The following is a 25,032-nucleotide window of genomic DNA, read 5'->3' on the forward strand; positions in this document are numbered from 1 at the left end:
GGAACGCCACACACACCTACAACCTCATCTTCGACCAGGTCGCAAAGGACGGCAAGACCGACAGCGTCACCTACGGCACCTGGACCGCCACCACCCCCACCAAGTAGCACCCGCACCACCCGGGCGGCGGGCCCACCGGCCCGCCGCCCCCTCACACTCTCCTGCCCCGACTCGCCAGAAAGCACGAACGCCATGAAGAAGACCCCGATTCTCACGCTCGCCCTCGGCGCCGGCCTCGTCGCTGTCCTCGCCGGCTGCACCTCGACTGACACCACCGCCGACTCGACCTCGGCCCCCACGCCCACGGCCTCGCTCCCGACGCCGGCCGATCCGGTAGTCAACAAGTGCGTCGACGGCGTCGCCGTCCTCACCCCCACGGCGAAGAAACCGAAGATCGACCTGGCCGGAAGCTGCGACGTCGTCAGCGTCGTCGGCACGAATGGCACCATCACCCTCGACGCCGTGAAGCACCTCGTGTTCGAGGGCAGCGACAACAAGGTCACCGTCGCCAGCGTCGAGAAGGTCGACTTCGGCGGCAACGACAACGCGCTCACTCACGGCGGGGCAGCACCGACCGTCACGACCGGAACGACGGCGGGCAACACCGTCACGGCACGCTGATGCGCCGCCCCACCGCACGACTGTCCGCCGTCGCCCTCCTGATCGGCGCAAGCGCCGCCCTGACCGGCTGCACAGTCGCCAGCGAGGTCACGGAGCCCGAACCGACCGGGCCGACCGCAACGCGAGTGCCGTCGGCAGTCACGCTGAAGTGCATCGACGGCTTCATGCTGATCGACGCCGACGCCCTCAAGGCAGCGAAGAAGCCGAAGACCGTCGACGTGAAGTGCGATCTGACCAGCGTCGTCGGAACCGGCGCCTCTATCGCGCTGAAGGGCACCACCGACCTCGTGGTCGAGGGCAACCGCAACGCCATCACGGTCGACGACGCCACGACTCGTGTCCGCCTGTCAGGCAACGAGAACGCCGTGAAGTACACCGGCGCCTCGAAGCCGGAAGTGGACGACAAGGGAGCCGCGAACACGATCACGGCAGCGACGAAGTAAGCCGAGCACGCGGAATGGGCGCCTTCCTGTGGGAGGCGCCCATTCCGCGTTCCTGCGCCCCTGCCGTGAGCACCCCGGCCGGACGAGCAGGCAGGAGCCGCGTCGGGCAGGATGGCGGCATGATCGATGTCGCTCTCGCCCGAAACCTCCACGACGCCGGACTCCGCTGGCGACCCGCAACCGGAGACCGCTTTCTCATCGACAGCGAGGCCTTCGACCCGGGCGAGGGCGACCCCGAGATCTTCACCATCAGTGAGATGACCATCGAGGCGCACACCTACCCGACCGGCACGGAGCTCGGCTTCAACGGCACCACCGAGTGGGCTCTCGACTCGGTGTCGACCGACGACTCGCTCTGGCTGCCGCGCGAGGACCAGCTTCGAGACCTGCTGGGCCCGACGTTCCATGCGCTGACCCGCACCGAGGCCGGCGACTTCGAGGTGAGCACCACGATCGGCGCTGAGATCCAGGTGTTCGCGGCGCCGGACGCCGAGAACGCGTACGGGAGCGCGCTACTCGCCTACATCGAGGCGTCGCTCACGATCGAGGAACGGCTCGACTAGACGAGTCGCAGGAATTCACGGTCTCTCCTATCGACGATTGCAACGAGGTGCAACCTGTCCTTGGGCAAGCTGGGGTCCGGGCCGACTGTATGAGAACGGCCGATTAATTTCACCTGGGAGCCGGACGCGGACCTCGTGGTCGGGGCAAGACTGATCCCACCTCGATCTGCGGACGACGGGGATAACCGATATACGCCAACGGGAGGTGACCATGTCGGAATCGAGTACAGGCGATCCCCTTCGTCACGAGCGCGAAGAGCAGGAAGTCCGCGAAGCCCTTCTGGGCGACGCAGCCGAACGGAGCACGGCCTGGCTGTTCGAGCAGGTCGGCGACATCGGAACGGCACGGCACCGGGAACCACTGGCTTGACGCGGGTGCCCGTCAGCGTCGGACGGAGGCCGTGACGGTGAACTTCGGGTTGCGCGCGACCTGACGCGTCTGACCCACGACGGACTCCAGGGTGTCTCTGTGCTTGAGGTGCGAGTTGTACACCGTCCACAGCTCTCCGCCCGGCCGCAGCACCCGAGCCGCCGCCTCGAACAGCTTGAGCGCTATGCCGGGCTCGACCGCGGCGTCGACGTGGAAGGGCGGGTTCAGCAGCACCAGATCGCACGACCCTTCGGCCTGCGATGAGAGAGCATCGTCGCGCACGACCGTCACGCGGTCGGCGACGCCATTCAGCTCTGCTGTCGCCCGAGCGGACGCGACAGCCGAGGCGCTCTGGTCGGACGCGATGACGCGGGCCTCGGGCCGCGTCAGGGCGGCTGTGACCGCGAGCACACCCGACCCGCACCCCAGGTCGACGATCACATCGGCCGACGGAAGGGCCTCCGGCAGCACGTCGAGCAGGGCGCGCGTGCCGATGTCGATCTTCGCGCCGGCGAACGTGGCGCCGAACGCGGCGACGGCGAGGCCGAGATCATCGTGCCGTTGAGAGCGTGGCCAGGCCGACTCCACCGGCGGGTCGACCGGCTCGGACGCTGTCAGCACGCGCGACTTCTGCCGCGCCAGACCCGCGTAGAGCACCTCGAAGTGCTCGCGGAGCACGTCGTTCATCGCGGTCGTCATGTGCTTGAGCCTTCCGCCGGCGTAGACGACGACCTCGGGATGGGCGTGGCGCGCGACGAGGCCGGCGATCTCGTCGAGCGCGGCGAGCGAGCGGGGCAGCTGGAGCAGGATGGCCCTGGCCCCGTCGACCAGCGCCCCGTCGAGGGAGTGGTGCGCATACGTGCCCTCGAGACCGACCTCGGCCGCGTTGGCATCGAGTGCGAGCTCGGACACGAGCGGATCTTGGAACACGCGGATGCCGGTCAGCCCGTGCGCCGACGCGGCGCCGAGGGTGAGCGCGCCGTAGTGATCGCCGATGACGGCGAGCTGTCCGGAGCCGAGTGCCGAGAGCGTCGCGGTCGCCTCATCGAGGAGCAGCCGATCGGTGGCATCGACCGCGACCAGGTTCGGCGCCTCGAAGTCGGGACGGCGGCGGAGGGCGGCGAGGTCGAGGGGCATGAGCCAAGCGTAGTGATGTGCACAGCCCGGTCGGTAGATCCCGAACGTAATATGTGCATAAAACATTTGACAAACGGCAACTGTTGCGAAACGCTGTGTCTATGCCCATCCCCGAGACCCAACGCTCGAGTCCACGCACGCTCATGCGCGACCGGATCCGCGAAGAGATCCTCAAGGCGATCCTGTCCGGCATCCTCGAACCAGGAGAGCGCCTGGCCGACGACGACCTCATCTCGTGGCTGGGCTGCTCGCGGACACCTGTGCGGGAGGCGCTGAGCGATCTCGCGCACGCGGGCTTCGTCGAGATCGTGCCGAACAAGCACACCCGCGTCGCCGTCCCCCGGGCGGAGGAGGCCGTCCAGGTCATCCAGACGCTGGGGGTCCTGTTCGGAGGCGCGGTTCGGCTGGCGACGCCGGTCCTGCCCGATCCGGTGAGGAGGCAGATCGTCGCCACCCTCGACACCTGCCTGGCGGATCTCCAGAACGATGACGGCCTGGCCCTCAACGTCCACACGTATGCAGCCTTCGACCTCTTCGTCGACTACTGCGGCAATCCGCATCTGCAGCGAGTCTGCCACGACACCACGGCGGGTCTCGCCTACAAGCTGCGTCTGCCCAACATCACTGAGATCTTCGGCCAGCCGCGGCTCACGCGGTCATACAGCGCTCTGCGGCAGGCCACTCTCGCCTGCGACGCGATCGCAGCAGAACTCGCCGCGGAGACTCTGCACCAGCTCCCCGCTCCCTGCTCCGAGAGCCTCCTCGACGCGCACACCACCTGACGGCTAGGGCACTACCTCGAGAAGACCTCCGACCGACGTCAACCGGAACCGCGGCGCTCCCGCCTCGACTGTCGCCTCCGGGTCAAGAGGCCCAAGCAGACCGAGCGCCGTCAGCAGCCGTCCCTGAATGGTCGAGCCCGCCATGGCCCAGACCTCCCCGTCGTTGCGAGCGATGCGGCCGTTCAGCGTGCCTGCGATCTCGAGCAACCCGCCGGAGTGGATCGCGACCGTCGCGTCGCAGGTGCCGCTGAGGAGCACGTACCCGCCCGGCTCGATCGTCAGCCGGTCGCCGACGACGCCGCGGAGGTCGAGCGAACCACCTTCGCAGACCAGCGCTCCCCTCGGAGCGACCCCGGTGAGCACGATCGGCTCCTCGACGGTGAGCGGATGAGAGATGGTCCCTGACACCTTCTTCATGGCCCGACCCTAGCCCGGTCTCAGGTGCGGTTCCAGAGCGACCGGTAGAACCCGATGCGCGCGGGGTCGTCGTCGACGCCGTACGCCTCGAGAAAAGGTGCGTCCCATCCGGGGCCGTAGTTCCAGGCCAGGCTCATCGTCGCGACCGCGATGTCGGCCCAGCGGTCGGCGGTTCCGAGCGCGTCGAGGTCGACCATGCCCGACCACGAGCCGTCGTCGTTCAGGATCGTGTTGGGCACGCAGGGGTCGCCGTGGCAGACGACGAGCCGGTCGATCGGCGGGGCGTCGCGGGTGTCGAACGTGGAGCCTGCGGCCCGCTCCTCGATCGACCAGTCGAACGGGCAGCCGTCGACGGGCACGGTGTCGTGGAACGCCCTCAGCGCCCGACCGCACGCCGACACAGCCCGCGCAGGATCAGCGAGCCACCGATCGTCCACCGCGCTCCGGCCCGGCAGCCCCGCCGTCACCAGCCACTCGGCGTCAGCGTCGCGCCCCTCGTCGAGCACTCGCGGCACCGGCGCGTGGTCGACGGCCCAGCGCAGTCGCTCCAATTCGCCGGCCAGGTCGAGGCCGCGTCCGTGCGGGGCCCACTTGGCGAACCGCCGGGTGTCGCCCTCGCCGAGCTGGAACGTCAGACCGCCCACCTCGTTCACCCAGACCGGCATGATCGCGTCTCCTGCCGCCAGCTCGACGACCCGAGGGGGCGCAGGAACGGGGCCTCGCGGCACCTGCGCCGGCCGGACGAAGCTCACCGCCGCCTCACCGCCCCTCGGGCCGCCACAGCACCACCTGCGTCGGGCGCTCCGGCCGCCGCCCGGCCCGAAGCGGCACCACGCCGCCGCCGGACGACGCCGCGAACACCCGCGACCCCGGTCGGTTCAGCAGCTCGTCGGCGAGCGCAGACTCGAGCTCGCGTACCCGCGACTGCAGGGCGGTCACGTGGTTCTCCAGCTCGAGGATCCGCTTGATGCCCTCCAGGCTGACGCCCTCGCCGCTGAGGCGGGAGATCTCGCGCAGCTGATTGACGTCGCGCATCGAGTAGCGCCGCGACTTGCCAGCCGTCCGCGTCGGGATGACGAGTCCGAGGCGGTCGTACTGGCGGAGCGTCTGCGGGTGCATCTCAGCGAGCTCGGCAGCGACCGCGATCGCGAAGATCGGCGAGTACTCGTCCATGGTCGGCCTCCTCACCGGCTCGGGATAGTCGTCAGACTACGAGGATCGGGGCTACGAGTTCTGCTTGGCCCGGTCGAGCAGGTCGCCGCGCGGGTTCTCGACGGGCAGCGCCGCGACGAGGGCCTCGACAGCCGCCTTGGCCTTGTCGCTGAGGTGCGAAGGCACGGCCACCTGGACGGTGGCGAGCAGGTCGCCCTTTCCGTCTTTCGCATCGACCCCGCGGCCCTTGACCCGCAGGACGCGGCCGCTGGGCGTCCCGGGCGCGACGCGCAGGCGGACGTTCTCGCCGCTGAGCGTGGGCACCTCGATGGTGGCGCCGAGGGCAGCCTCGGCGAAGGTCACCGGGACATCGAGTCGCAGATTGAGCCCGTCGCGCTCGAACACGGGGTGCGGGCGGACGGCGATCGTCAGGACGATGTCGCCCGACTCGCCACCGTCGAGGCTGGGCTCGCCGCGGCCGCGCAGACGGATCTTCTGGCCGTCGTGGACGCCAGCGGGCACGCGCACCTTGATGGGCTTGCCCTGGGACTGCGTCAGCGTGATGGTGTCGCCGGTGATGGCCGTGCGGAAGTCGAGGGTGGTCGAGGCGACGATGTCGCGACCCTTGCTCGGGCCGCCGTATCCCCGGTAGCCGCCGCTGGTCTGGCCGAAGCCGCCGCCGCCGAACATGCCGGAGAAGATGTCCTCGAAGCCGCCGCCCCGCGCTCCTGAAGGATACTGCCCGGCGCCCGCGCCCTGTCGGCCGCCCTGGCCGAACATGCCGCCGAAGACGTCCTCGAAGCCTCCCCCGCCACCCTGGCCGCCGGCACCCGCCGTGAAGCGCGCGCCCGAGCCCATGGCGCGGATCTGGTCGTACTCCTTGCGCTGCGCGGCGTCGGAGAGCACCGAGTTGGCCTCGGAGATCTCCTTGAACTTGGCCTCGGCCTTGGCATCGCCGGGGTTCGAGTCGGGGTGGTACTGGCGGGCGAGCTTGCGGTAGACCTTCTTGAGCTCCGCGGGGGTCACGTCTTTGGACACGCCGAGCACGGCGTAGAAGTCCTTGTCGAACCAATCCTGGCTGGCCACTCGTGCCGCCCTTCTGTGTGTCACTCGCGCCCCTCGAAGGACGCGGAAGTATCAGTATGGCGGCGGGCCCCTGGAGGGAGCCCGCCGCCGGTGGAGCTGTAGCGCCTAGGCCGGGACCGAGACGGCGACTTTGGCCGCCCGGAGCACTCTCTCGCCGAGCACATAGCCCGGCTCGATGACATCGGCCACGGTGTTGACCGTGACGTCGGCCGTGGGGAGCTGGACGATCGCCTCGTGGAACTTCGGGTCGAACACGTCGCCCTTGGCTCCGATCTGCGTGAGTCCGAAGCGATCGAATCCGCTGCGGAGCTTCTGCGCGATGACCACCATCGGGCCCTCGGTGAGGTCGCCGTGCTGCTCAGCGCGGCTGAGATCGTCGAGAGCCGGGAGGATCGCTCGGATCACCTCGGCCACAACGGCGTCCCGGTTCGCCTCCCGGTCGCGCTCGACGCGCTTTCGGAAGTTGACCAGCTCGGCCTGCGCACGGAGCATGTCCTGGCGCATGTCGGCCACGAGGTCGACGGAGGCCTGATCCAGGATCGCCTCGTCTTCGACCGACAGCTCGACATCGGGGCCCTCGGCCTCGACGAGCTCTTCCGCGCCCTCGACGTCGGCCGTGCCGCCGTCTTCGCTGGGCGACTCCGGGGTCGGCTGGAGCGGCTCTTCTTCGGGGGTGCCGTTCTTGTCGTCGGTCACGGGCTACTTCTTGTCGTCTTCGTCGTCCACGACCTCGGCGTCGACGATGTCCTCGTCGTCGGCCGGGGTCTCGGAGGCGGGCTCGTCGGTCGGAGCCGAAGCGGAGGCCTGGTCGGATGCGTAGAGCGCCTGGCCGATCTTCTGCTGCGACTCGGTCAGCTTGTCGACGGCTGGCTTGATGGCCGCCTCGTCGTCGCCGGCGAGCGCGGTCTTCAGCGCATCGACGTCGCCCTGGACCTCGGTCTTGACGTCGGCGGGGAGCTTCTCGTCGTTCTCCTTCAGGAGCTTCTCGATCGAGTAGACCAGCTGCTCGCCCGAGTTGCGGAGCTCGTTGGCCTCGCGGCGCGCCTTGTCTTCGGCGGCGTGCTCCTCCGCCTCGCGGACCATGCGCTCGATGTCGTCCTTCGAGAGCGACGAGCCGCCCGAGATGACCATCGACTGCTCCTTGCCGGTGCCCTTGTCTTTCGCGGAGACGTGCACGATGCCGTTGGCGTCGATGTCGAAAGTGACCTCGATCTGCGGGATGCCGCGCGGAGCCGGAGCGATGCCGGTCAGCTCGAACGTGCCGAGGTTCTTGTTGTCGCGGGTGAACTCGCGCTCGCCCTGGAAGACCTGGATCGCGACGGACGGCTGGTTGTCGTCGGCCGTCGTGAAGGTCTCGCTGCGCTTGGTCGGGATGGCCGTGTTGCGCTCGATGAGCTTGGTCATCGCGCCGCCCTTGGTCTCGATACCGAGCGACAGGGGGGTGACGTCGATGAGCAGGACGTCCTTGCGCTCGCCCTTGAGGACACCGGCCTGGAGGGCCGCACCCACGGCGACGACCTCGTCGGGGTTCACGCCCTTGTTCGGGTCCTGGCCACCGGTCAGCTGCTTAACGACCTCCCAGACGGCGGGCATGCGGGTCGAGCCGCCGACGAGGACGACGTGCGCGATGTCGCCGACCTTGACACCGGCCTCCTTGATGACGTCGTTGAACGGCTTCTTGGTGCGGTCGAGGAGGTCGGAGGTCCACTGCTCGAACTGCGAACGCGAGATGGTCTCGTCGAGGTTGAGGGGGCCATCGGCGGTGAGCGTGAGGTAGGGGAGCTGGATGCTGGTCGACGACGAGGAGCTGAGCTCCTTCTTAGCCTGCTCGGCGGCCTCCTTGAGGCGCTGCTTGGCGATCTTGTCAGTCGAGAGGTCGACGCCGTTGGCATCCTTGAACTTCTTGATGAGGTGCTCGACGATGCGATTGTCCCAGTCGTCGCCGCCGAGGCGGTTGTCGCCCGAGGTGGAGCGCACCTGAATGGTGGAGAAGTCGTCGTCCTTACCCACCTCGAGCAGCGAGACGTCGAACGTGCCGCCACCGAGGTCGAAGACCAGGATGAGCTCGTCCTCCTTGCCCTTGTCGAGGCCGTAGGCCAGAGCGGCCGCGGTCGGCTCGTTGATGATGCGGAGCACGTTGAGGCCCGCGATCTCGCCGGCCTCCTTGGTGGCCTGGCGCTCGGAGTCGTTGAAGTAGGCCGGAACGGTGATGACCGCGTCAGTCACGTCTTCGCCGAGGTACTGCTCGGCGTCGCGCTTGAGCTTGCCCAGGATGCGGGCCGAGATCTCCTGCGGCGTGTACTTCTTGTCGTCGATCTCGACCTTCCAGTCGGTGCCGATGTGACGCTTCACCGACGCGATGGTGCGGTCGACGTTGGTGACGGCCTGGCGCTTCGCGGTCTCGCCGACGAGCACCTCGCCGTCTTTCGTGAACGCGACGACCGACGGGGTCGTTCGAAGACCCTCGGCGTTGGCGATGACGGTGGGCTCGCCGCCTTCGAGGACGGCGACCACCGAGTTGGTGGTTCCGAGGTCGATTCCTACTGCACGTGCCATGTGGCTGTTCTCCTTCGTCGTGCTTGGTGTACCTAAAACCTGTGAGTCGGAGTTGAGTCCGACGCGCTCAAGTTTACTCGACCTTCGACTCGAGTCAAGTCTTCCCCCGGAAGACTTGAGCGCCCGAGGCTCAACTTCGAATGCCAATCATCTCGTAAGGACTTTGACCAGGACAATAGATGCATGTGACATATCATGTGAATAATCCCATTGATGAAAGCAGCTTCATGAAGTCATTCCGTACCCTGGGCCTCGCCTCGACCTGCCTCCTGGCCGTCGGTGTCAGCGCCATCGCCGCCACCCCGGCAGTAGCCGCAACCACCCGCATCGCCGGCCCGTTCGTCCTCGCCGACGGCGCCGGCTCCTTCGTGCCCATCACCACACCCACGACCGGGCCTCGAGGGATCGCCGCGGGCGCGCCTTCGGCATCCGTCTCGGAGGCTACGGCCGCGGCGGCGCGATTCTCCCTGCCCAGGGTCGGCGAGACAGGCCTGGTCCGGGCGGCCGACAGGTGCCTCACCCACGTCCCGGATGTTCGGTTCGTCTCGTGCAACGCAGATGACCCGCGACAGGCTTACGAGACGTTCCAGACGGGTGGCGAGCTGAACATCCGGCTGGCCGGCTTCCCCGACGCCGTCCTGGGAGCCTCCTCGCAGGGGCTCTCCTTCGTCGAGAAGGGCACCGCCGGTTTCGCCCAGGCCGGCGTCGCCGACAACTTCCAGCCCGACGAGGCCATCGAGCCTCCGGAGGCTGGACCGCGGCTCGAGGACGTCTTCGCCTTCGATACAGCGGGCGCCGCCATCGTCGGCGGCAAGGCCGGTGCCGGCACCACGGTCACGGTGCAGCTCGACGGCACGACCGTCGCGACGACGACGATCGGCTCGCGAGACACCCGCGGTCTCTTCGGCCTGATCGCACGAGGAGTCGCGCCCCTCGACGAGCTCGTCGTGACAGCCACGTCGAAAGACGGACGGGTGTCGTCTACGAAGACCGTGGTGCAGCGGCACGACTCAGGACCCGTCTCCACCGAGAGCGCGAAGCTCGACGACGGATCTGTCGCAATCACCGGCCGGGGCACCCCGGGGGCCGAGATCGTCGTCTCGGGGCTCATCGAGCCCGAAGCGGTGAAGGGCGACGCGGTCGTCGCGCCGGACGGAACCTACTCCGTCAAGGCGACCCTCTCGACCCGGACTGCCCGCGCGATGGCCGAGGTGCTCGTGAAGGTCACGGAGACCAGTGCCTCCGGCACCTTCGACGCGTACGTGCAGGTCGCGGGGTCGGACGACCTCGTCTACGCGGTGCCCTCGGTCTTCGCCGCGCCGTCTCTCGACGGCGACGACCGACTGCTCGGCTTCGTCGCCGACGCCGACGGCTACCTCTCGGCGACGCCCTCCGGCGACTACGACGATGCCGCACGCGGAGCGACGACTCTCGTCTACTCGTTCGGCACGCCCAACGCGGCGATCACCGACGAAGCCGGCGAGAAGTGCCTCACCCTGCCCCTGCGCTCGGCGGCGGATCAGCGCCCCCGTCTCCTCGACTGCACCGGTGAGTCCGACCAGGAGTGGACGATGACGGAGGACGGCACCATCCAGGACGTCAATGCGGATCGTGGCCTCGTACCGGTCGCCGGCGCGACGCCGGGCTCCTGGACGTTGCAGGTCTCCGGAGCCGCGGGGCGCTGGATGACCATCGTCGCCCCTCAGGTCTTCTCCGAGCCGCTCCGAGCGACAGCCGATCTCTCCGACGGCTCACTCCACCTCTCCGGCACCGCGACGCCGTTGAGCGAGATCGTCGTGACGGCCACGATCAACGGGCTCACGCAAGAGCTCACCGGGCGGAGCGTCGACGAGACGGGCGCATGGAGCGCAGTCGTCCCGGGCGCCGTCCTGCGCCAGGTACCCGACGCCCGGGTCACCGTGACCGATCGCTACCTCTCGCAGACCCAGGTCCTCGAGTTCGATCTCGATGCCAAGAACGTCGTCACCATCGCGGACCTCGCCGACGGCGACGTCATCGTCGGCGGGTCCACCTCCATCTCGGGTACTGCTCTCAAGGGCCTGGAAGTACGCGTTCTCGAGGGCGACGAGGTTCTCGGCGAGGTCGAAGCCGAGCCTGCCGCGGCACGCGCCGCAGGCGATGAGGGCACCTTCGCGGTCCCCGTGTCGGGCCTCACCCCCGGCGAGCACACGCTGACCGTCGAACAGCGTCAGAACGACAACGCCACGACCCGGTCCAGCGTGACCGTCGAAGTCCAGGACGGTATCGCCCCTCCCGTCGTCGACTCCCCCGCCGCGGATTCCACCGTCACCGTCTCGCGTCCTGTCTTCACGGGCACGGGCGAGCCGAAATCGACCGTCGCCATCAGCTACGGCCCCAAGTCGAAGATCGGCAGCGCGACGGTGAAGGAGGACGGCACCTGGTCCGCCAGCCTGACTGCCGGACTCAGCCTCGGCACGTCGACTCTGACCGTCACGCAGACCGCTGGCGCGGACAAGCAGACCGTCACCCACGCGGTGACCCGCGTGCTCCAAGCGGCTGATCTCGCAGTCACCAGCCACACCACCGGCGACACGTACGCCGACGGGATCGCCACATTCTCCGGCACCGGCGCGGAAGGCGCGACGGTGACGGCGAAGAACCAGTGGGGGACGCCGATGGGCTCGGCCACGGTGAAGAACGGGATCTGGACGTTCGCGCGCAACCTCGGGTCGACCTCTGCGGGCTACGACATCGTCTTCACCCAGACGCTGAAGGGAACCGAGGCGAAGACCGTCTCGTTGCACCTCGACTATGAGAAGCCGGCGAACGTTCCCGTCACGGTGACGAGCATCGCCGACGGTGCCACCTACACGCCCGGCACGAACATCCTCCGCGGCACCGGCACCCCCGGCGCCACGGTCGCGGCCGTCAACGCCACCAACAACTGGAACGTTCCGATGGGTACCGCGAAGGTCGCTGCCGACGGCAGCTGGGCGCTTCCCGAGCGCAACTGGGGCCCCTCGAACGACTACCAGATCAAGGTCACCCAAACCAACCCCGACAAGACCACCAGCACGGCGACGGTCATCGTCGAGGCCCCGTCGGCGAACTAGGTCCGGTCTCTCACTCTGAGCGGCGGAGCCCAGCGCCGCATACTGCGCTGGGCTCCGCCGCCTCCATCGCACCAGCATCGCCCTCGGGCCCGTACAAAAGGAACACACATGAAGTCATCCTCCCGCCAGCGCCGCCGAGCGATCGCTGCGACATCGGCACTCAGCCTCGGGGCGCTTCTGGCCGCCGGACTGCAGACCGCAGCCTTCGCCGAGAGCCCCGCATCGTCGCAGTCGCAGACGCGCGCGAGCACCATCACCGACAACCCGCTCGTCTTCCGGTGGAGCGACGGAGGAGGCGGCTACCGCTTCGGGGGCTTCTCCGTCGACGGAACCGGCTCGCTCACGAGCTCCAACGCGGTCGCGACGTCGTTCGCCGCTGCGGCCCCCGAGGCGAGCACTCTCTCATTCACCCTCGGCGGTTTCCAGCAGATCCGCGATGCCGCCGACGGCACCTGTCTGGCGCTCGCTCCGGGCTGGGGAAGCCAGGGCGAGTGGGGTGTCGGGATGACGGAGTGCACCGGCGAGACGGATCAGAACTGGGCCGTGCTCTCCGACGGCTCGGTCATCCACGCTCTCACCGGCACCGCCCTCGCCCCGGCGGTCACGGGATCCACAGCGGCACTGACCGCCCGGTTCACCCCGAGCGCACCAGCTCTCCTGAGCGCACCCGAGGGCGTCGGGGCCGGTGAGTTCACGGTGCACGCCGACCTCACTCCCAAGCAGGTCACATTCTCCGGCTCGGCCCACCCCGACTCGTACGTGAAGGTGTCGGGCGGCGTCAACGACGAGAACACGGTCTTCGCCTCGCGTCGAGCCGATCCCGAGGGCAACTGGTCGGTCTCGATCCCGACCAGCATCCTCGATCGCTTCCCGGACATCACTCTCACAGGCGTCTCGAGCTTCCTCGGTCAGGATGTCGAATTCGAGACGCCGCTCGATGCGAAGAACGTCGTCACGATCGACCCCATCGACGGGACGGTCGACTCAGATGCCCTCACCCTCTCGGGCGCGGCCCAGGCGGGCGCCAGGGTTGTCGTCAAGAATGGCGAGACCGTCGTCGGAGAAGCGGAGGCGAAGCCCGCCCCGACCCGCGCGGCATCCGATGCCGGCACCTATTCCATCCCCGTGCGAGGCCTGACGGCGGGCCAGCACACTCTGACAGTCGAGCAGGCGCAACGAGACGCCCCGACCGTCGTCACGCGCGACACGATCGCCGTAGACGTCACCGCCGACGCGGCGGAAGCAGACACCTACCCTGCCGTGTTCCGCTACGCGGGACTTCCTGGCAAGGCCTTCAACGCCGGCTTCACGACGACGGACGACGGCCACCTCGTCAGTTCCAACGGAAAAGAGCAGTCCTCCGACGAGGCCGGGGTCGGTGCCATGCCGCTTACTGTGAAGCGCGGCGTCGACGTACCGATCACGGACGCCTCGGGTGAGCTCTGCCTGACCGACGCGAAGCCTGACGTGCAGGATCGTCGACTCACCCTCCAGGACTGCACCAACGAACTCGACCAGCAGTGGTTCGTCGCCGCAGACGGCGAGATCCGCAATCCCGCGTCGCGACAGAACGTCAGCCTCGCGCCGTCGTCGACCGAGGAACGACTCGACCTCATCTCGGTCCGAGGCGCCAGCATCGCGAAGTTCACCGCCCCGGCCGACACCGAGGCTGTCCCGTTCAGCCTGGACGTCGCGATCGACGGCGACGATCTGGAGGTGTCGGGCATCGGCGCTGACGGGCGAATCGTCGAGGTCCTGGCCGACGTGCCGTTCGGTCCGGCGCCCCTCGTGATCTACGCCGACGACGTCGACGCCGACGGCAAGTGGACCTCGAAAGTGCACTCGAGCGTCCTCCGCGCGTTCGAGAACATTCCGTTCAGCGCGGTCCAGCGGCTCTTCGGCAACGAGCAGTCGATCGAGATCGACGTCGACGCGAAGAACGTCGTCACGATCGAGGGGCTCGATGACGGCGACGAGATCGTCGGCGACTCGACGGAGCTCCGGGGCAGCGCCCTTCGCGACACCACCGTCGTCGTGAAGGAAGGCGACGAGGTCCTCGGCGAGACGATGGCGAAGGCCAGCAAGCGCGGCGCGGGCGACGAGGGGACCTACGCGGTGCCCCTCGCAGACCTGACCCCGGGCGAGCACACCTTCACGGTCGAGCAGAGTCAGAACGCCCACGTGACGACGCGCTCCCGCGTCACGGTCGACGTCGTCCCGACGGCCGACGCTCCGTTCGCGGTGACGTCGCACAGCGACGGCGACACCTACGTCGACGGCATCTCGACGTTCGCGGGCACCGGCACCGACGGCGCCACGGTGACGGCGACGAACCAGTGGGGCACCCTGATGGGGCGCGCCACCGTCAAGGATGGCGCGTGGACCTTCGCTCGCAACCTCGGACCGACGACGACCGGATACGACATCACGTTCACGCAGACGAGCCCTGCCGGTTCGTCTTCGTCCACCGTGCACCTCGACTACGCGGGTTCGCGTCCGCTCGTCGTGTCGTCGCCCGCCGACGGCTCGACCTACGACGTCGGCGTGGCCGAGTTCCGCGGAACTGCGACGGCCGGCGCCCGGATCACGGCCGTCAACCAGTGGGGTACCCCGATGGGAAGCCACACTGCTGATTCGAAGGGCGACTGGACGTTCAGCCGCAACCTCGGACCCACGACGGCCGGCTACGACATCACCGTCACGGCTACCAAGGGCGCCGATGTGAAGACCACCGTGATCCACCTCAAGCCCAAGGAGGCGAACGTGCCGGTCGCCGTCACGAGCATCCCCGACGGCGCGACGTACCGACCGGGACTGAACATCCTGCGCGGCAAGGGGACCCCCGGCGCCGGCATCACCGCCGTCAACGCCACCAACGGCTGGAACGTGCCGATGGGCAGCGCCAAGGTCACCGCCGACGGCACCTGGGCACTCCCCGAGCGCAACTGGGGCCCGTCGAACGACTACCAGGTCACGGTCACGCAGACCAACCCCGACAAGACCACCAGCACGACGACCATCGGCATCAAGGCACCGGTCTTCACTCCGCTGCAGGTCTCGGGTGTTGCTCTGGGCGCCGCCCAGGGGGCCGGGGTCCACGCGACGTTCCGCGGGACCGCCACGCCGTTCGCGACCATCGCCGTCAAGTCGGCCACGACCGCGACGACGTACCAGTCCGTCACGGCGGACGCGAAGGGCGCGTGGACTGCCACGCGCGTCTGGAACCCGGAGCACACATACACGCTGAGCTTCGACCAGACCGCGAGGGACGGCAAGACGTCATCTGTCGCGTACGGCAAGTGGACGCCGAAGGACCCTAAGTAGCACCCACGTGACGAAGAGGGCGACTGGTCGACGGCCGGTCGCCCTCTTTCGCGCTTCCCCTGGAGCAGAGGCGGGCTGCCGCGTCAGCGGACGACACGACCGTGGCCCCCCACCGGCGTGTCGTCCCCCGCTGATTCTCGCGGCAGCCCCTCTGGTGCATCTCGATGATTCGGGCATCGAGGCCGGCGTCTCTTCCGACGCCATCAGAATCCCACCGACCGAACCAGTTCGACAGAATCACTAGTGATGGCACCCGAATGGGGGGCAGACAGTCGATTCGCGCTACCGTGGTGGAAATTCGACGAACCCTAGACTTCACGAGTGGAAGACGCGATGCCCGACCCGACCCCAGGCCCCGAGACCGCGGCGTTGACCGTCCTGCGAGTCGCCCTCGTGGAAGACCACGAGATCGTCGCCGTCGGCTTCGCCGAGCTCCTCCGCCAGTACCCCGACATCGACGTGACCACCGTCGCCGCGACCGTCCGTGAACTCGACCTGGCGAAGAACCCCGTCGACCTCGTCGTCCTCGACCTGCGTCTCGGCGACGGCTCCAGCGCCACCGACAACATCCGCTCGCTGCTGTCTGCGGGCGTCGACGTGCTGATCCTCACCGCAGCCGAAGATCCACAGGCGATCCGCGATGCGGCGAAGGCGGGCGCGCTCGGCATCGTCCGCAAGTCGCAGCCGGTCGACGAGCTCGTCGACGCGATCCGCTCGGCAGCGAGCGGCGAGACCGTCCCGGGCCTCGACTGGGCTGCCGCCATCGACGGCGACGAAGGCCTGGCCGATGCGGGCCTCAGCGCCCGCGAGCGCGAGATCCTCGCTCTCTACGCGTCCGGCGAGAAGGCGCAGTCGGTCGCCTACCTGACCAACCTGTCGAAGTCGACGGTCGCCAACTACGTCTCGCGCATCCGGGCCAAGTACGCCAACGCCGGGCGCCCCGCCCACACGAAGGTCGACCTGCACCGTCGCGCGGCGGAGGACGGCCTGATCGACGAGGACCGACCGCGACGATGACCGAGACGCAGAGCGTCGAGGCGAGCGGCGACGCCGAGCGCCGGGTGCTGCGGATCCTCTACGTCTCGATCGGGATCGGCGGCATCGTCTACCTCGCCGTCGGCTTCAGCAAGGCGATGGCGCAGTTCGGGGCGATGGGCGGCGTCGCAGGACTCGTTCTGTACTGCGTGGCGGCGGCCGGTCCGTTCCTGCTGCTGGCGCTCGCCCCCTGGGCCTCGCTGACTGCACTCCGGCGGGTGGCCCTGGCCCACGCGCTGACCTTCTGGGGCGTGATGCTCGCGTTCCCGCTCGTGATGACGCAGAAGTCTCTGCCCGGGAGCGACTCGCCCTGGACGAACGACCTGATGACGGTACCCGCCGTGGCGATGGCAATCGGCGCGCGTCGACCGGTCATCGCCGCCTACGTGCTCGCGACCTCGATCACGTCAGGCGTCATCCGCTACCTCACGGCGCCCGAGGTGGGCCTGACGCTGTCGGCTCTGGACCTCGCCTACAACTTCCTGTTCGACTGCGCCTTCGTCGCGCTCACGCTGGTCACCCGGTCGAGTGCGGCCCGCCTCGACGCCGCAGCCGAGGCCGCTCGGGTCAAGACATCGCACGAGGCCGAGGCATCGGCGCGCGTGCAGCAGCGGATCCGCATCGATGCCCTGGTGCACGACCACGTGCTGTCAGCGCTGCTGATCGCGTCGCGGGCCGCCGCGGTGCCGACGCCGGCGCTGCGGGAGCTCGCGGCGAGCACGCTGAGGACCCTGAACGAGGAGGCGCTGCCGCCGCACCAGGTGCTGTCGGGGGAGGAGTTCGTCGGACGCCTCCGCTCGACGGTGTCGTCGCAGGGGGCCGGGATCGCGTTCGACGGGGAGCTCGGGGCGGCCGTGCGAGTTCCTGCCGACATCGCCCAGGCTCTCATCGAGGCGACGAGCGAGGCCGTCCGCAACTCGCTGCTCCACGCGGCGGCCGGCGACGCCGGGGGCGACGTCACCCGGCTCGTCCGAGTCGCGTCGCTCCATGGGGGGCTCGCCATCGTGGTGCGCGACGACGGCCGCGGGTTCAACAGCCGTCGGATCCCGCCCGAGCGGCTCGGCGTGCGCGTCAGCATCCTGAACCGGATGGCGACGCTGCCGGGCGGCCACGCCGACATCGAGTCGGGCCGCGGACTGGGAACGCGCGTGACACTCGCCTGGTCGCCCGAGGAGGTCGCGTGACGACGTCGACGCCGTCCTTCCTCCGGCTGACCGGCCGCGGCACGACCGCGCTCTTCGTGCTCTTCGCGGCAGTGCACACGGCCGTGACCGTCTACGGGCTCCCCCAGGACCGGGTGCCACTTCTCGCCCTGGGCGCTCTCGGGGCCGTCCTGGTCGCCGGCTACCTGGTCACGCTGCCTCACGAGGAGCCGTACCCGCTCCGGCTCACCGTCTGCGTGGTCGCGCTGACCACCCTCGCCTCGCTCAACGTGTGGAACCTCCCCGACCGCGGCTGGCCGGGGTGGGCGACCTGGATGTGGGGCGCGGTCTCGTTCGTGATGTTCCTGCTGACGCTGCGCGGCCGCGCCGGCTGGGCGTGGTCGGGGTTCGCGATCATGGCCGGGATGACGGTCCTCTGGAGCGCCGTGGTCGGTCGGGGTGTCGCCGCGGGAGTCGGCTTCGTGATCCGGTCGGCAGCGCTGGTGCTCGTCGTCTGGCTGTTCTCGATCCTGCTCGGCCGGACGCGCGCGTCGATCCGCACCCTCCAGCGGTCGGAGCTCACGCGCCTGCGCTCGGAAGCGGCCGCCGCCGCCGCGCTCGAGGAGCAGAACACGCGCCTCGACCAGTTGCGCTCGCTCGCGACGCCGGCGCTCCAGCGGATCCTGACGGCCGAGCTCATCACCGAGGACGACCGCCGCGCGTTCACCCTCGCCGAGGCGGGACTCCGGGACCAGCTCCGAGCCAGCAACCTCGCGACGGCGCCGGTCACCGACGCGGCGAGCCGAGCCCGAGCCCGCGGGGTCGACGTGTCGCTGCTCGACGACCGTGCCGGCGCCGACGTGCCGATCGAGGTGCGCGAGCGGATCGAGACGGCGCTCGTCGCCCAGCTCGACGCCGCCGAGAGTGGGCGCGTGGTCGCTCGGCTCCTGCCCGACGGGCGCGACGCCGTGGCGACGGTGCTCGCCACCGACGGCGACGACACCACCCGGGTCTCGATTCCGCCGAGCTCCTGACGGGACGGCGCTACCCTCCGTTCACAGGTTCGCGGTAGCGTCCAGTCATGACCGAGGCGACGCTGGCCGACACGACTCCCATCCCCCGTCGCCGGATCGTCTCGTGGGCGCTCTGGGACTGCGGCTCCGCCGGCTTCAACACCATCGTCGTCACCTTCGTGTTCTCGACCTACCTGGCGTCGAACTCGTTCGTCGCGCCCGCCGTCGTCGCGGCCGCCGGAGACGACATGACCAACGCCGCGCTCGTGGCCGCGAAGGCCCACAACGCCTCGGTCGTCTCGACCGCCCTCACGATCGCGGGCCTCCTGATCGCCCTGCTCGCGCCGCTGCTCGGCCAGCGCTCCGACGGCACCGGCAAGCGGAAGCTCTGGCTCGGCATCAACACCGGCATCGTCATCGCGGCGATGCTCGGCATGTTCTTCGTGGCGCCGGGGCAGTCGTACCTGATCATCGGCGCGATGCTCCTGGCCCTCGGCAGCGTAGTGATGGAGTTCGCGAACGTGAACTACAACGCGATGCTCGTGCAGGTCTCGACTCCGAAGAACGTCGGCCGAGTCTCGAGCTGGGGCTGGGGAGCCGGGTACTTCGGCGGAATCGTCCTGCTCGTGATCCTGCTCGTGCTCTTCATCCAGAGCTTCGGCGTCGACGGACACGCCGGCGTTCTCGGCCTCGACTCCTCGATCGCCGGCGGGGTGCTCAACGTCCGGTTCGCGATCGTCGCGTCGGCCCTGTGGTTCGCACTCCTGGCGATCCCGCTGTTCGTGAACGTCCCCGAGATCCCCGCGACCGGGCCGACGACGGCGCGACTGAGCTTCCTCGCCTCGTACAAGCGGATCGGCCGCACGATCGCCCAGCTGTACCGCAAGAACCCGCAGGTGCTGCTCTTCCTCGGAGCGTCCGCCGTCTACCGCGACGGAATCGCGGCGGTCTTCACATTCGGCGCGATCATCGCCTCGCAGGTGTTCGGCTTCACGCAGAGCGAGGTGCTCTACTTCGCCGTGGCGGCCAACCTGGTCGCCGGCACCGGCGCCTTCCTGGCCGGCCGCTACGACGACCGTCTCGGGCCGAAGCTCATCATCGTGGTGTGCCTCGCCGGTCTCGTCATCGCGGCCGTCGCGATCCTGTTCGTCGGCGACGCCAAGGCGGGCTTCTGGGCGTGCGGGCTGTTCCTGTCGCTGTTCGTCGGTCCGGCCCAGTCGTCGAGCCGCTCCTTCCTCGCGCGGGTCACGCCTCCCGGCCGCGAGGGCGAGATCTTCGGCCTCTACGCGACGACCGGCCGCGCCGTGAGCTTCCTCGCGCCGCTCCTGTTCACCGTGTTCGTGGCGATCTCGGGCAACACCCGCTTCGGCGCCATCGGCATCGCGATCGTGCTGGCCGTGGGTCTGGCGATGATGGTGCGGGTCAACCCGAGGCAGAAGGCGATCGACTGACGAGGGCTACTCGGCGGCCGTGCGGGTGGCGGTCGCCGAGGCGACGGCGGCTCTGAAGGTCTGAGCCCCGGCCTCCCACTGTCGGCCGTCGATGATCACCGTGGGCGTACCGCGGAACTCGGCGACGTCGCTCCCCGCCGTGGCGTTGTCGGCGACCCGCTTCGTGACGGCGGCGACCGTGGGGGCGAACCGCTGGTCTCGCACGCACTCCGCGACGGCGGCGGGATTCTTCAGGCCTCGCGTGCCGGAGATCTGGGAGACCAGCTGCTCGTTCGTCAGGCCGGCGGTGTTCTCGGCGGGCTGGTCGGCGAGCAGCTTCGCGTTCACGGCGAAGAACGAGTCGGGGGCCAGATCGGCTGCGCACAGGGCGGCGGCCGTCGCCCGTGTCGAGTACTTCGACCCCTGGCTGAGGCGATCGAGGATCGCGTTCGGGTGGTACTCGACCACCGCGGCGCCCGACTTCACCAGGCCCTCGATGTAGTCGCCGTTCTCGGCCTCGAATGCACCGCAGTTGGGGCAGAGGTAGTCGATGTAGACGCGGATCGTGACGGCGTCGGCGTCGTGAGCCGCGGGCGGGGTGGCCTCGGCACCCGGCTGCAGGGCCACGCTGCGCTCCGCCACGAAGCCCTCGCCGATGCGGACGCCGTCGCCGGCGAGGTTGCGGGGGCCCGGGCCCGGCGGCGTGATGCCAGAGACGACCACCAGAGCGACGACGGCCAGCACGGCGATCACGCCGGCGACGATGCCCGACCGGATGGCGAGAGCGCGGCGGGCGGCGCTGCGCCTCTGGGCCGCCATGGCCTGCCTCGCGCGTTCTCGGGCGGCGCGGCGGCGGTCGTTCTTCGTTTCGGGGGCGGGCATGCGGACTCCTGACGATCGGGACAAGTCGTCGGCCATCATACGATATTTCACATCCATAGTCCAGGGCGCAGGAACTTCCTGACGGGGGTGGGCCTCGCCGGCAGTTCCTGCGCCCGCGGTCTAGGCCGCCGTCAGGCCGTTGGCCTTCGCCACCGAGCCGTACCAGCGCGCACTCGGCTTGGGGGTCCGCTCGAACGTCTGCTTGTCCCACGCGATGAGGCCGAACGTGGGGCGGAAGCCGGAGGCCCACTCGTAGTTGTCGAGGGCGCTCCAGTGCTGGTAGCCGAGCACGTCGACACCCTCGTCGATGGTGGCGTGGATGTGCTCGAGCGCGCCCTGCGTGTAGGCGATGCGGCGGGTGTCGTCGGCGGTCGCGATGCCGTTCTCGGTGACCATGACCGGTACGTGGCCGCTGAGCTCCCACGCACTGCGGATGCCCTCGGCGGCGGCCGGCGGGTAGAACTCCCAGCCGGTGAGGGTGGTCTCGAGCCCGTCGGCGACAGGGCGCGGGCCCTCCGGCCCGATGAAGGTCTGCGTGTAGGCCTGGACGCCGACGAAGTCGTTGCCGCGCGCGGCCTCGAGGTACCAGTCGTCGCGCGGGTGGCCGTACTCGCGGAGCTTCTCGGCGGCGCCCGGCTCGTCGACGGCCTTGAACGCCTGGGTGGCGACGGTCCAGCCCGTTCGGAGCCCGGCGACCTGCGAGAGCACCTCGCGCGACCGGTCGTGCGAGGCGAGGAGGGCGTCGGCGACCTGGAGATCGGGGTTCGGCAGGCCGTAGGCCACGAGGTTCGAGGCGTCTTCGCCGCCCGCGAGCATGGCGGCGATGTTCGGCTCGTTGATCGTGCAGACGTAGCGGACGCCCTCTGCGACGACCGGGAGGGCCGCCTCCGTGTAGCGGGCAAAGAGGTCGGCGGCGTCGGACGCGCGCCAGAAGCCGTCGCGCTCGAACCAGCGCGGCACCGTGAAGTGCATGAGCGTGACGATCGGCTCGACGCCGAACTCGTGGCAGGCGTCGACCATGCGGCGGTAGTGGTCGAGCTCGGCGCGCGAGACGTAGCCGCGCTCGGGCTCGATGCGAGACCACTCGATGCTGAACCGGTAGCTGTTGAGGCCGAGACCGGCCAGCGTCTCGATGTCGTCGCGGAAGCGGTGGTAGCTGTCGGCCGCGTCGCCCGAGGGCTCGACGATGCTCGTACCCGGAGTGTGCTCGTGCACCCACCAGTTGCTGTTCACGTTGTTGCCCTCGATCTGGTGGGCGGCGGTGGCCGCACCCCAGAGGAAGCCGTCGGGGAAGGTGAGCACGGTGGCTCCTTTCGGTGGAGTGTCGGAGGTCAGCGGCGCGTGCGCTGCGGGTTCGGCACGGCGTCGAGCAGCGCGACGGTGTAGTCGTCGGTCGGCCGCTGCAGCACCTCGGCCGTCTCGCCGCGCTCGACCACGGCGCCGTCGTGCAGCACCATGATGTTGTCGGTGATGAGCCGCGCCGAGAGCAGGTCGTGCGTGATGTAGAGCAGGCTCACGCCCCACTTCTCCCTCAGGTCCTCGAGCAGCGCGAGCACGCCGGCTCGGAGCGACACGTCGAGCATCGACACCGGCTCGTCGGCGATGATCACCTGCGGGTCGCAGGCGAGCGCCCGGGCGATGACGACGCGCTGGCGCTGTCCGCCGGACAGCTCGTGCGGCAGCTTGGCGGCGAACTGCTCGACCGGCGCGAGGCCGACCGTCTCGAGCAGCTCGAGCACTCGCTGACGGGCGTCGCGGCCCTTCAGCCCGGTGAAGTTCACCACGGGCCGGGTCAGCGTGTACTCGACGGTGTGCAGCGGGTTGAGCGCGGCGTACGGGTCTTGGAAGACCATCTGCACGTTGCGGTGCAGGTCGCGGAGCTGGCCGCGCCGGAGCTTCGCGACGTCGAGGCCGCCGAAGCGGATCGACCCCTCGCTCGGCTTCTCGACACCGGTGATCATCTTCGCGATCGTCGACTTGCCCGAGCCGGACTGACCGACGAGAGCGAGGGACTGCCCGGGCTCGAGCGTGAACGACACGTCGCGGACGGCGCGGACCGGCTGCTCGCCGCGTCGGGGCGGCGGGTAGGTCTTCGAGACGTGCTCGACGACGATCGACTCCTGCGCCGTGCTGATCGAGCGGGTGACGACGGTCGGCGCGTGCTCGGGCGAGGCCACGGCGCTCCGGGAGGCCCCGGCCTGGCGTCGGATCGCGCGGTCCTCGAAGCCGGGCAGCGAGACGACCTCGGCGCGCGGGTCGGCGTAGTGGCTCAGCAGCATCCGGGTGTAGTCGGCGGTCGGCGCGTTCAGGATCTCGGACGACGGGCCGTCCTCGACGATGACGCCTTCGTGCATGACCAGCACGCGTTCCGTCGCCTCGAGCACGATTCCGAGGTCGTGGCTGATCAGCACTGCGGTGAAGCCCTCGCTGGCCTGCAGGTCGCGGATCGTGTTCATCACGGCGTGCTGCACGAGCACGTCGAGCGCCGTCGTCGGCTCGTCGAACACCATCAGCTGCGGCTCGAGCGACAGCGCGAGCGCGATCGAGACGCGTTGGCGCATGCCGCCCGACAGCTCGCCCGGAAAGCGGTCGAGGGTCGCGGCCGGCAGCTCGACCTTGCCGATCAGCTCGCGCGCCCGCTCCTCGCGACGCTCGCGCGACACGTGGCCGTGCGCCGTGAAGACGTCGAAGAAGTGGTTGCGGATGGTGCGAACCGGGTTGAGCGCGTTCATGCCCGACTGCAGCACCATGGCGAAGCCGCCCTGGCGCTGCTCGCGCAGGTGCTCCGCGTCGATCGAGGCGATGTCGGTGCCGTCGAACAGGATCTTGCCGTGGCTGATGCGGGCCGGCGGCTTGGAGAGGCGGGTCAGGGCGAAGCCGAGGGTCGACTTGCCCGAACCCGACTCGCCGACCAGCCCGACGAACTCGCCGCGGCGGAGCTCGAACGAGACGTTCTCGACCGCGAAGGTCGGCTCGGCCCCGTCGGGCTCGTAGACGACGCTGAGGTCTTCTACCGTCAGGAGGATGTCGTCGGAGCTCATTTGCGGACCTTCCGTCGTTCGCGGAGTCTCGGGTTGCTGAGACCGTCGACGCCGAAGTTGATGAGGGTGAGGCTCGTCGCGAGCAGGGCGATGCAGAGACCCGGCGCGAAGAGCAGCGCCCACTGGCCGGTGAGCAGCGCGTTGGAGTTCTGAGCCCAGAAGAGCATCGTGCCCCAGCTGACCGTCGACGGGTCGCCGAGCCCGAGGAACTCCAGGCCCGCCTCGGCGAGGATCGCGCTCGTGGCCGCTCCGAAGAAGTTGCCCACGATCAGCGAGGTCATGTTCGGCAGGATCTCGCGGAAGACGATCCGAGCCGGCCGTTCGCCGCTGAACACCGCGGCGGTCACGAAGTCGCGCCCGCGGAGCGACTGCGTCTGGCTGCGCAGCACTCGCGCACCCCAGGCCCAGCCGGTGATCACGACCACCAGGATGATCATCCCGATGCCGCCGTTCTGCAGGTACGCCGCGATCACGATCATCAGCGGCAGGCCCGGCACGACGAGGAAGAGGTTCACCACGAAGTTGATCACGTCGCCCACCCAGCCGCGGACGTAGCCCCAGCTGAGGCCGATGAGCACGGCGACCAGCGTGGAGAGGAGGCCCGCCACGAAGCCGACGAACACGCTGATGCGCGCGCCCTGGATGAGCTGGCTCAGGACGTCCTCGCCGGCGGCCGTCGTGCCCAGCCAGTGCCCGGCGGAGGCGTCCTGACTGCGAGCGAACTCGGTCGACGAGGGATCGTACGGAGCGAGCAGGGGCGCGAAGATCGCCGCCAGCACGAAGAGGAGGAGGATCACCACGCCGATGCGCGCCTTGGTGTTCGACCAGACGGTGGCCGCCACGCGGGCGAGGACCTGGAAGGGGGAGGCGGCCGCGGCGACGGAGGTGTCGGGCGGGGGTGCCGGAGTTCCTGCGGTGATAGGGGTCGTCGTCATCGTTCGGC

21 protein-coding genes are annotated in these 25,032 nt (G+C 69.3%); 10 read left to right on the forward strand and 11 right to left on the reverse strand.

Annotation, left to right across the window (positions count from 1 at the left end):
* Nucleotides 1-192 precede the first annotated feature (192 nt).
* The 3 genes from AC07TY_RS15570 (at nucleotide 193) to AC07TY_RS15580 (ending at nucleotide 1,627) form a co-directional block, all read left to right on the forward strand.
* Nucleotides 193-621, forward strand: coding sequence for a DUF3060 domain-containing protein (locus AC07TY_RS15570; protein ID WP_494785919.1), 429 nt, complete (start codon nucleotides 193-195; stop codon nucleotides 619-621).
* On the forward strand, nucleotides 621-1,064 hold the full coding sequence (locus AC07TY_RS15575; protein WP_494785920.1) for a DUF3060 domain-containing protein: 444 nt from the start codon (nucleotides 621-623) through the stop codon (nucleotides 1,062-1,064). The genes AC07TY_RS15570 and AC07TY_RS15575 overlap by 1 nt, the downstream gene beginning before the upstream one ends.
* Nucleotides 1,065-1,183: 119 nt before the next feature.
* Nucleotides 1,184-1,627: a pilus assembly protein CpaE gene (locus tag AC07TY_RS15580; protein WP_123505707.1), complete on the forward strand. Its 444-nt coding sequence runs from the start codon at nucleotides 1,184-1,186 to the stop codon at nucleotides 1,625-1,627.
* 382 nt (nucleotides 1,628-2,009) lie between these two features.
* Here the strand turns inward: AC07TY_RS15580 and AC07TY_RS15585 are convergent, their stop codons facing one another.
* Complete coding sequence (locus tag AC07TY_RS15585) at nucleotides 2,010-3,134, reverse strand: class I SAM-dependent methyltransferase (RefSeq protein ID WP_494785921.1); 1,125 nt, start codon at nucleotides 3,132-3,134, stop codon at nucleotides 2,010-2,012.
* A gap of 101 nt (nucleotides 3,135-3,235) precedes the next feature.
* On the opposite strand from AC07TY_RS15585, the gene AC07TY_RS15590 reads away from it, so the two are divergent.
* The gene (locus AC07TY_RS15590) at nucleotides 3,236-3,916 is read left to right on the forward strand and encodes a GntR family transcriptional regulator (protein ID WP_494785922.1); all 681 of its coding nucleotides are present in this window, start codon (nucleotides 3,236-3,238) and stop codon (nucleotides 3,914-3,916) included.
* 3 nt (nucleotides 3,917-3,919) lie between these two features.
* Here the strand turns inward: AC07TY_RS15590 and AC07TY_RS15595 are convergent, their stop codons facing one another.
* The 6 genes from AC07TY_RS15595 to dnaK form a co-directional block, all read right to left on the reverse strand.
* Nucleotides 3,920-4,333, reverse strand: a complete 414-nt coding sequence (locus AC07TY_RS15595; protein ID WP_494785923.1) for a hypothetical protein — start codon at nucleotides 4,331-4,333, stop codon at nucleotides 3,920-3,922.
* 20 nt (nucleotides 4,334-4,353) lie between these two features.
* Complete coding sequence (locus AC07TY_RS15600; protein WP_494785924.1) at nucleotides 4,354-5,085, reverse strand: phosphotransferase; 732 nt, start codon at nucleotides 5,083-5,085, stop codon at nucleotides 4,354-4,356.
* 7 nt (nucleotides 5,086-5,092) lie between these two features.
* A complete protein-coding gene (locus tag AC07TY_RS15605) occupies nucleotides 5,093-5,506 on the reverse strand; it encodes a heat shock protein transcriptional repressor HspR (RefSeq protein WP_123505711.1) in 414 nt (137 codons plus the stop codon).
* 51 nt (nucleotides 5,507-5,557) lie between these two features.
* Nucleotides 5,558-6,571: a DnaJ C-terminal domain-containing protein gene (locus AC07TY_RS15610; protein ID WP_494785925.1), complete on the reverse strand. Its 1,014-nt coding sequence runs from the start codon at nucleotides 6,569-6,571 to the stop codon at nucleotides 5,558-5,560.
* Nucleotides 6,572-6,676: 105 nt separating this feature from the next.
* Nucleotides 6,677-7,267, reverse strand: a complete 591-nt coding sequence (locus AC07TY_RS15615; RefSeq protein ID WP_123505713.1) for a nucleotide exchange factor GrpE — start codon at nucleotides 7,265-7,267, stop codon at nucleotides 6,677-6,679.
* Between the two features lie 3 nt (nucleotides 7,268-7,270).
* Nucleotides 7,271-9,127 (reverse strand): molecular chaperone DnaK, encoded by a 1,857-nt coding sequence (dnaK, locus tag AC07TY_RS15620; protein ID WP_123505714.1) that lies wholly within the window; start codon nucleotides 9,125-9,127, stop codon nucleotides 7,271-7,273.
* Between the two features lie 227 nt (nucleotides 9,128-9,354).
* On the opposite strand from dnaK, the gene AC07TY_RS15625 reads away from it, so the two are divergent.
* The 6 genes from AC07TY_RS15625 to AC07TY_RS15650 all read left to right on the forward strand — a co-directional run bounded on the left by AC07TY_RS15625 (nucleotide 9,355) and on the right by AC07TY_RS15650 (nucleotide 20,187).
* On the forward strand, nucleotides 9,355-12,222 hold the full coding sequence (locus AC07TY_RS15625; RefSeq protein ID WP_494785926.1) for a ricin-type beta-trefoil lectin domain protein: 2,868 nt from the start codon (nucleotides 9,355-9,357) through the stop codon (nucleotides 12,220-12,222).
* Nucleotides 12,223-12,330: 108 nt separating this feature from the next.
* Nucleotides 12,331-15,546, forward strand: a complete 3,216-nt coding sequence (locus AC07TY_RS15630) for a ricin-type beta-trefoil lectin domain protein (RefSeq protein ID WP_494785927.1) — start codon at nucleotides 12,331-12,333, stop codon at nucleotides 15,544-15,546.
* Between the two features lie 333 nt (nucleotides 15,547-15,879).
* Nucleotides 15,880-16,563: a response regulator transcription factor gene (locus tag AC07TY_RS15635; protein WP_123505932.1), complete on the forward strand. Its 684-nt coding sequence runs from the start codon at nucleotides 15,880-15,882 to the stop codon at nucleotides 16,561-16,563.
* Nucleotides 16,560-17,765, forward strand: a complete 1,206-nt coding sequence (locus AC07TY_RS15640; RefSeq protein WP_494785928.1) for a sensor histidine kinase — start codon at nucleotides 16,560-16,562, stop codon at nucleotides 17,763-17,765. Before AC07TY_RS15635 ends, AC07TY_RS15640 begins: the two co-directional genes overlap by 4 nt.
* Nucleotides 17,762-18,757 carry a DUF8320 family protein gene (locus AC07TY_RS15645; protein WP_494785929.1) on the forward strand — a complete coding sequence of 332 codons (996 nt, stop codon included), beginning with the start codon at nucleotides 17,762-17,764 and terminating at the stop codon, nucleotides 18,755-18,757. The genes AC07TY_RS15640 and AC07TY_RS15645 overlap by 4 nt, the downstream gene beginning before the upstream one ends.
* A gap of 47 nt (nucleotides 18,758-18,804) precedes the next feature.
* A complete protein-coding gene (locus tag AC07TY_RS15650) occupies nucleotides 18,805-20,187 on the forward strand; it encodes an MFS transporter (protein WP_488624983.1) in 1,383 nt (460 codons plus the stop codon).
* 6 nt (nucleotides 20,188-20,193) lie between these two features.
* On the opposite strand, the gene AC07TY_RS15655 is transcribed toward AC07TY_RS15650, so the two are convergent.
* The 4 genes from AC07TY_RS15655 to AC07TY_RS15670 form a co-directional block, all read right to left on the reverse strand.
* Nucleotides 20,194-21,048 (reverse strand): DsbA family protein, encoded by an 855-nt coding sequence (locus AC07TY_RS15655; RefSeq protein WP_494785930.1) that lies wholly within the window; start codon nucleotides 21,046-21,048, stop codon nucleotides 20,194-20,196.
* A 120-nt stretch (nucleotides 21,049-21,168) separates the two neighbouring features.
* Nucleotides 21,169-22,350 carry a glycoside hydrolase family 1 protein gene (locus AC07TY_RS15660; RefSeq protein ID WP_488624985.1) on the reverse strand — a complete coding sequence of 394 codons (1,182 nt, stop codon included), beginning with the start codon at nucleotides 22,348-22,350 and terminating at the stop codon, nucleotides 21,169-21,171.
* A gap of 29 nt (nucleotides 22,351-22,379) precedes the next feature.
* On the reverse strand, nucleotides 22,380-24,089 hold the full coding sequence (locus AC07TY_RS15665) for an ABC transporter ATP-binding protein (RefSeq protein WP_494785931.1): 1,710 nt from the start codon (nucleotides 24,087-24,089) through the stop codon (nucleotides 22,380-22,382).
* A complete protein-coding gene (locus AC07TY_RS15670; protein WP_494785932.1) occupies nucleotides 24,086-25,024 on the reverse strand; it encodes an ABC transporter permease in 939 nt (312 codons plus the stop codon). Before AC07TY_RS15670 ends, AC07TY_RS15665 begins: the two co-directional genes overlap by 4 nt.
* Nucleotides 25,025-25,032 lie beyond the last annotated feature (8 nt).

It is taken from the genome of Frondihabitans sp. GW821-FHT04F02, assembly GCF_059420045.1.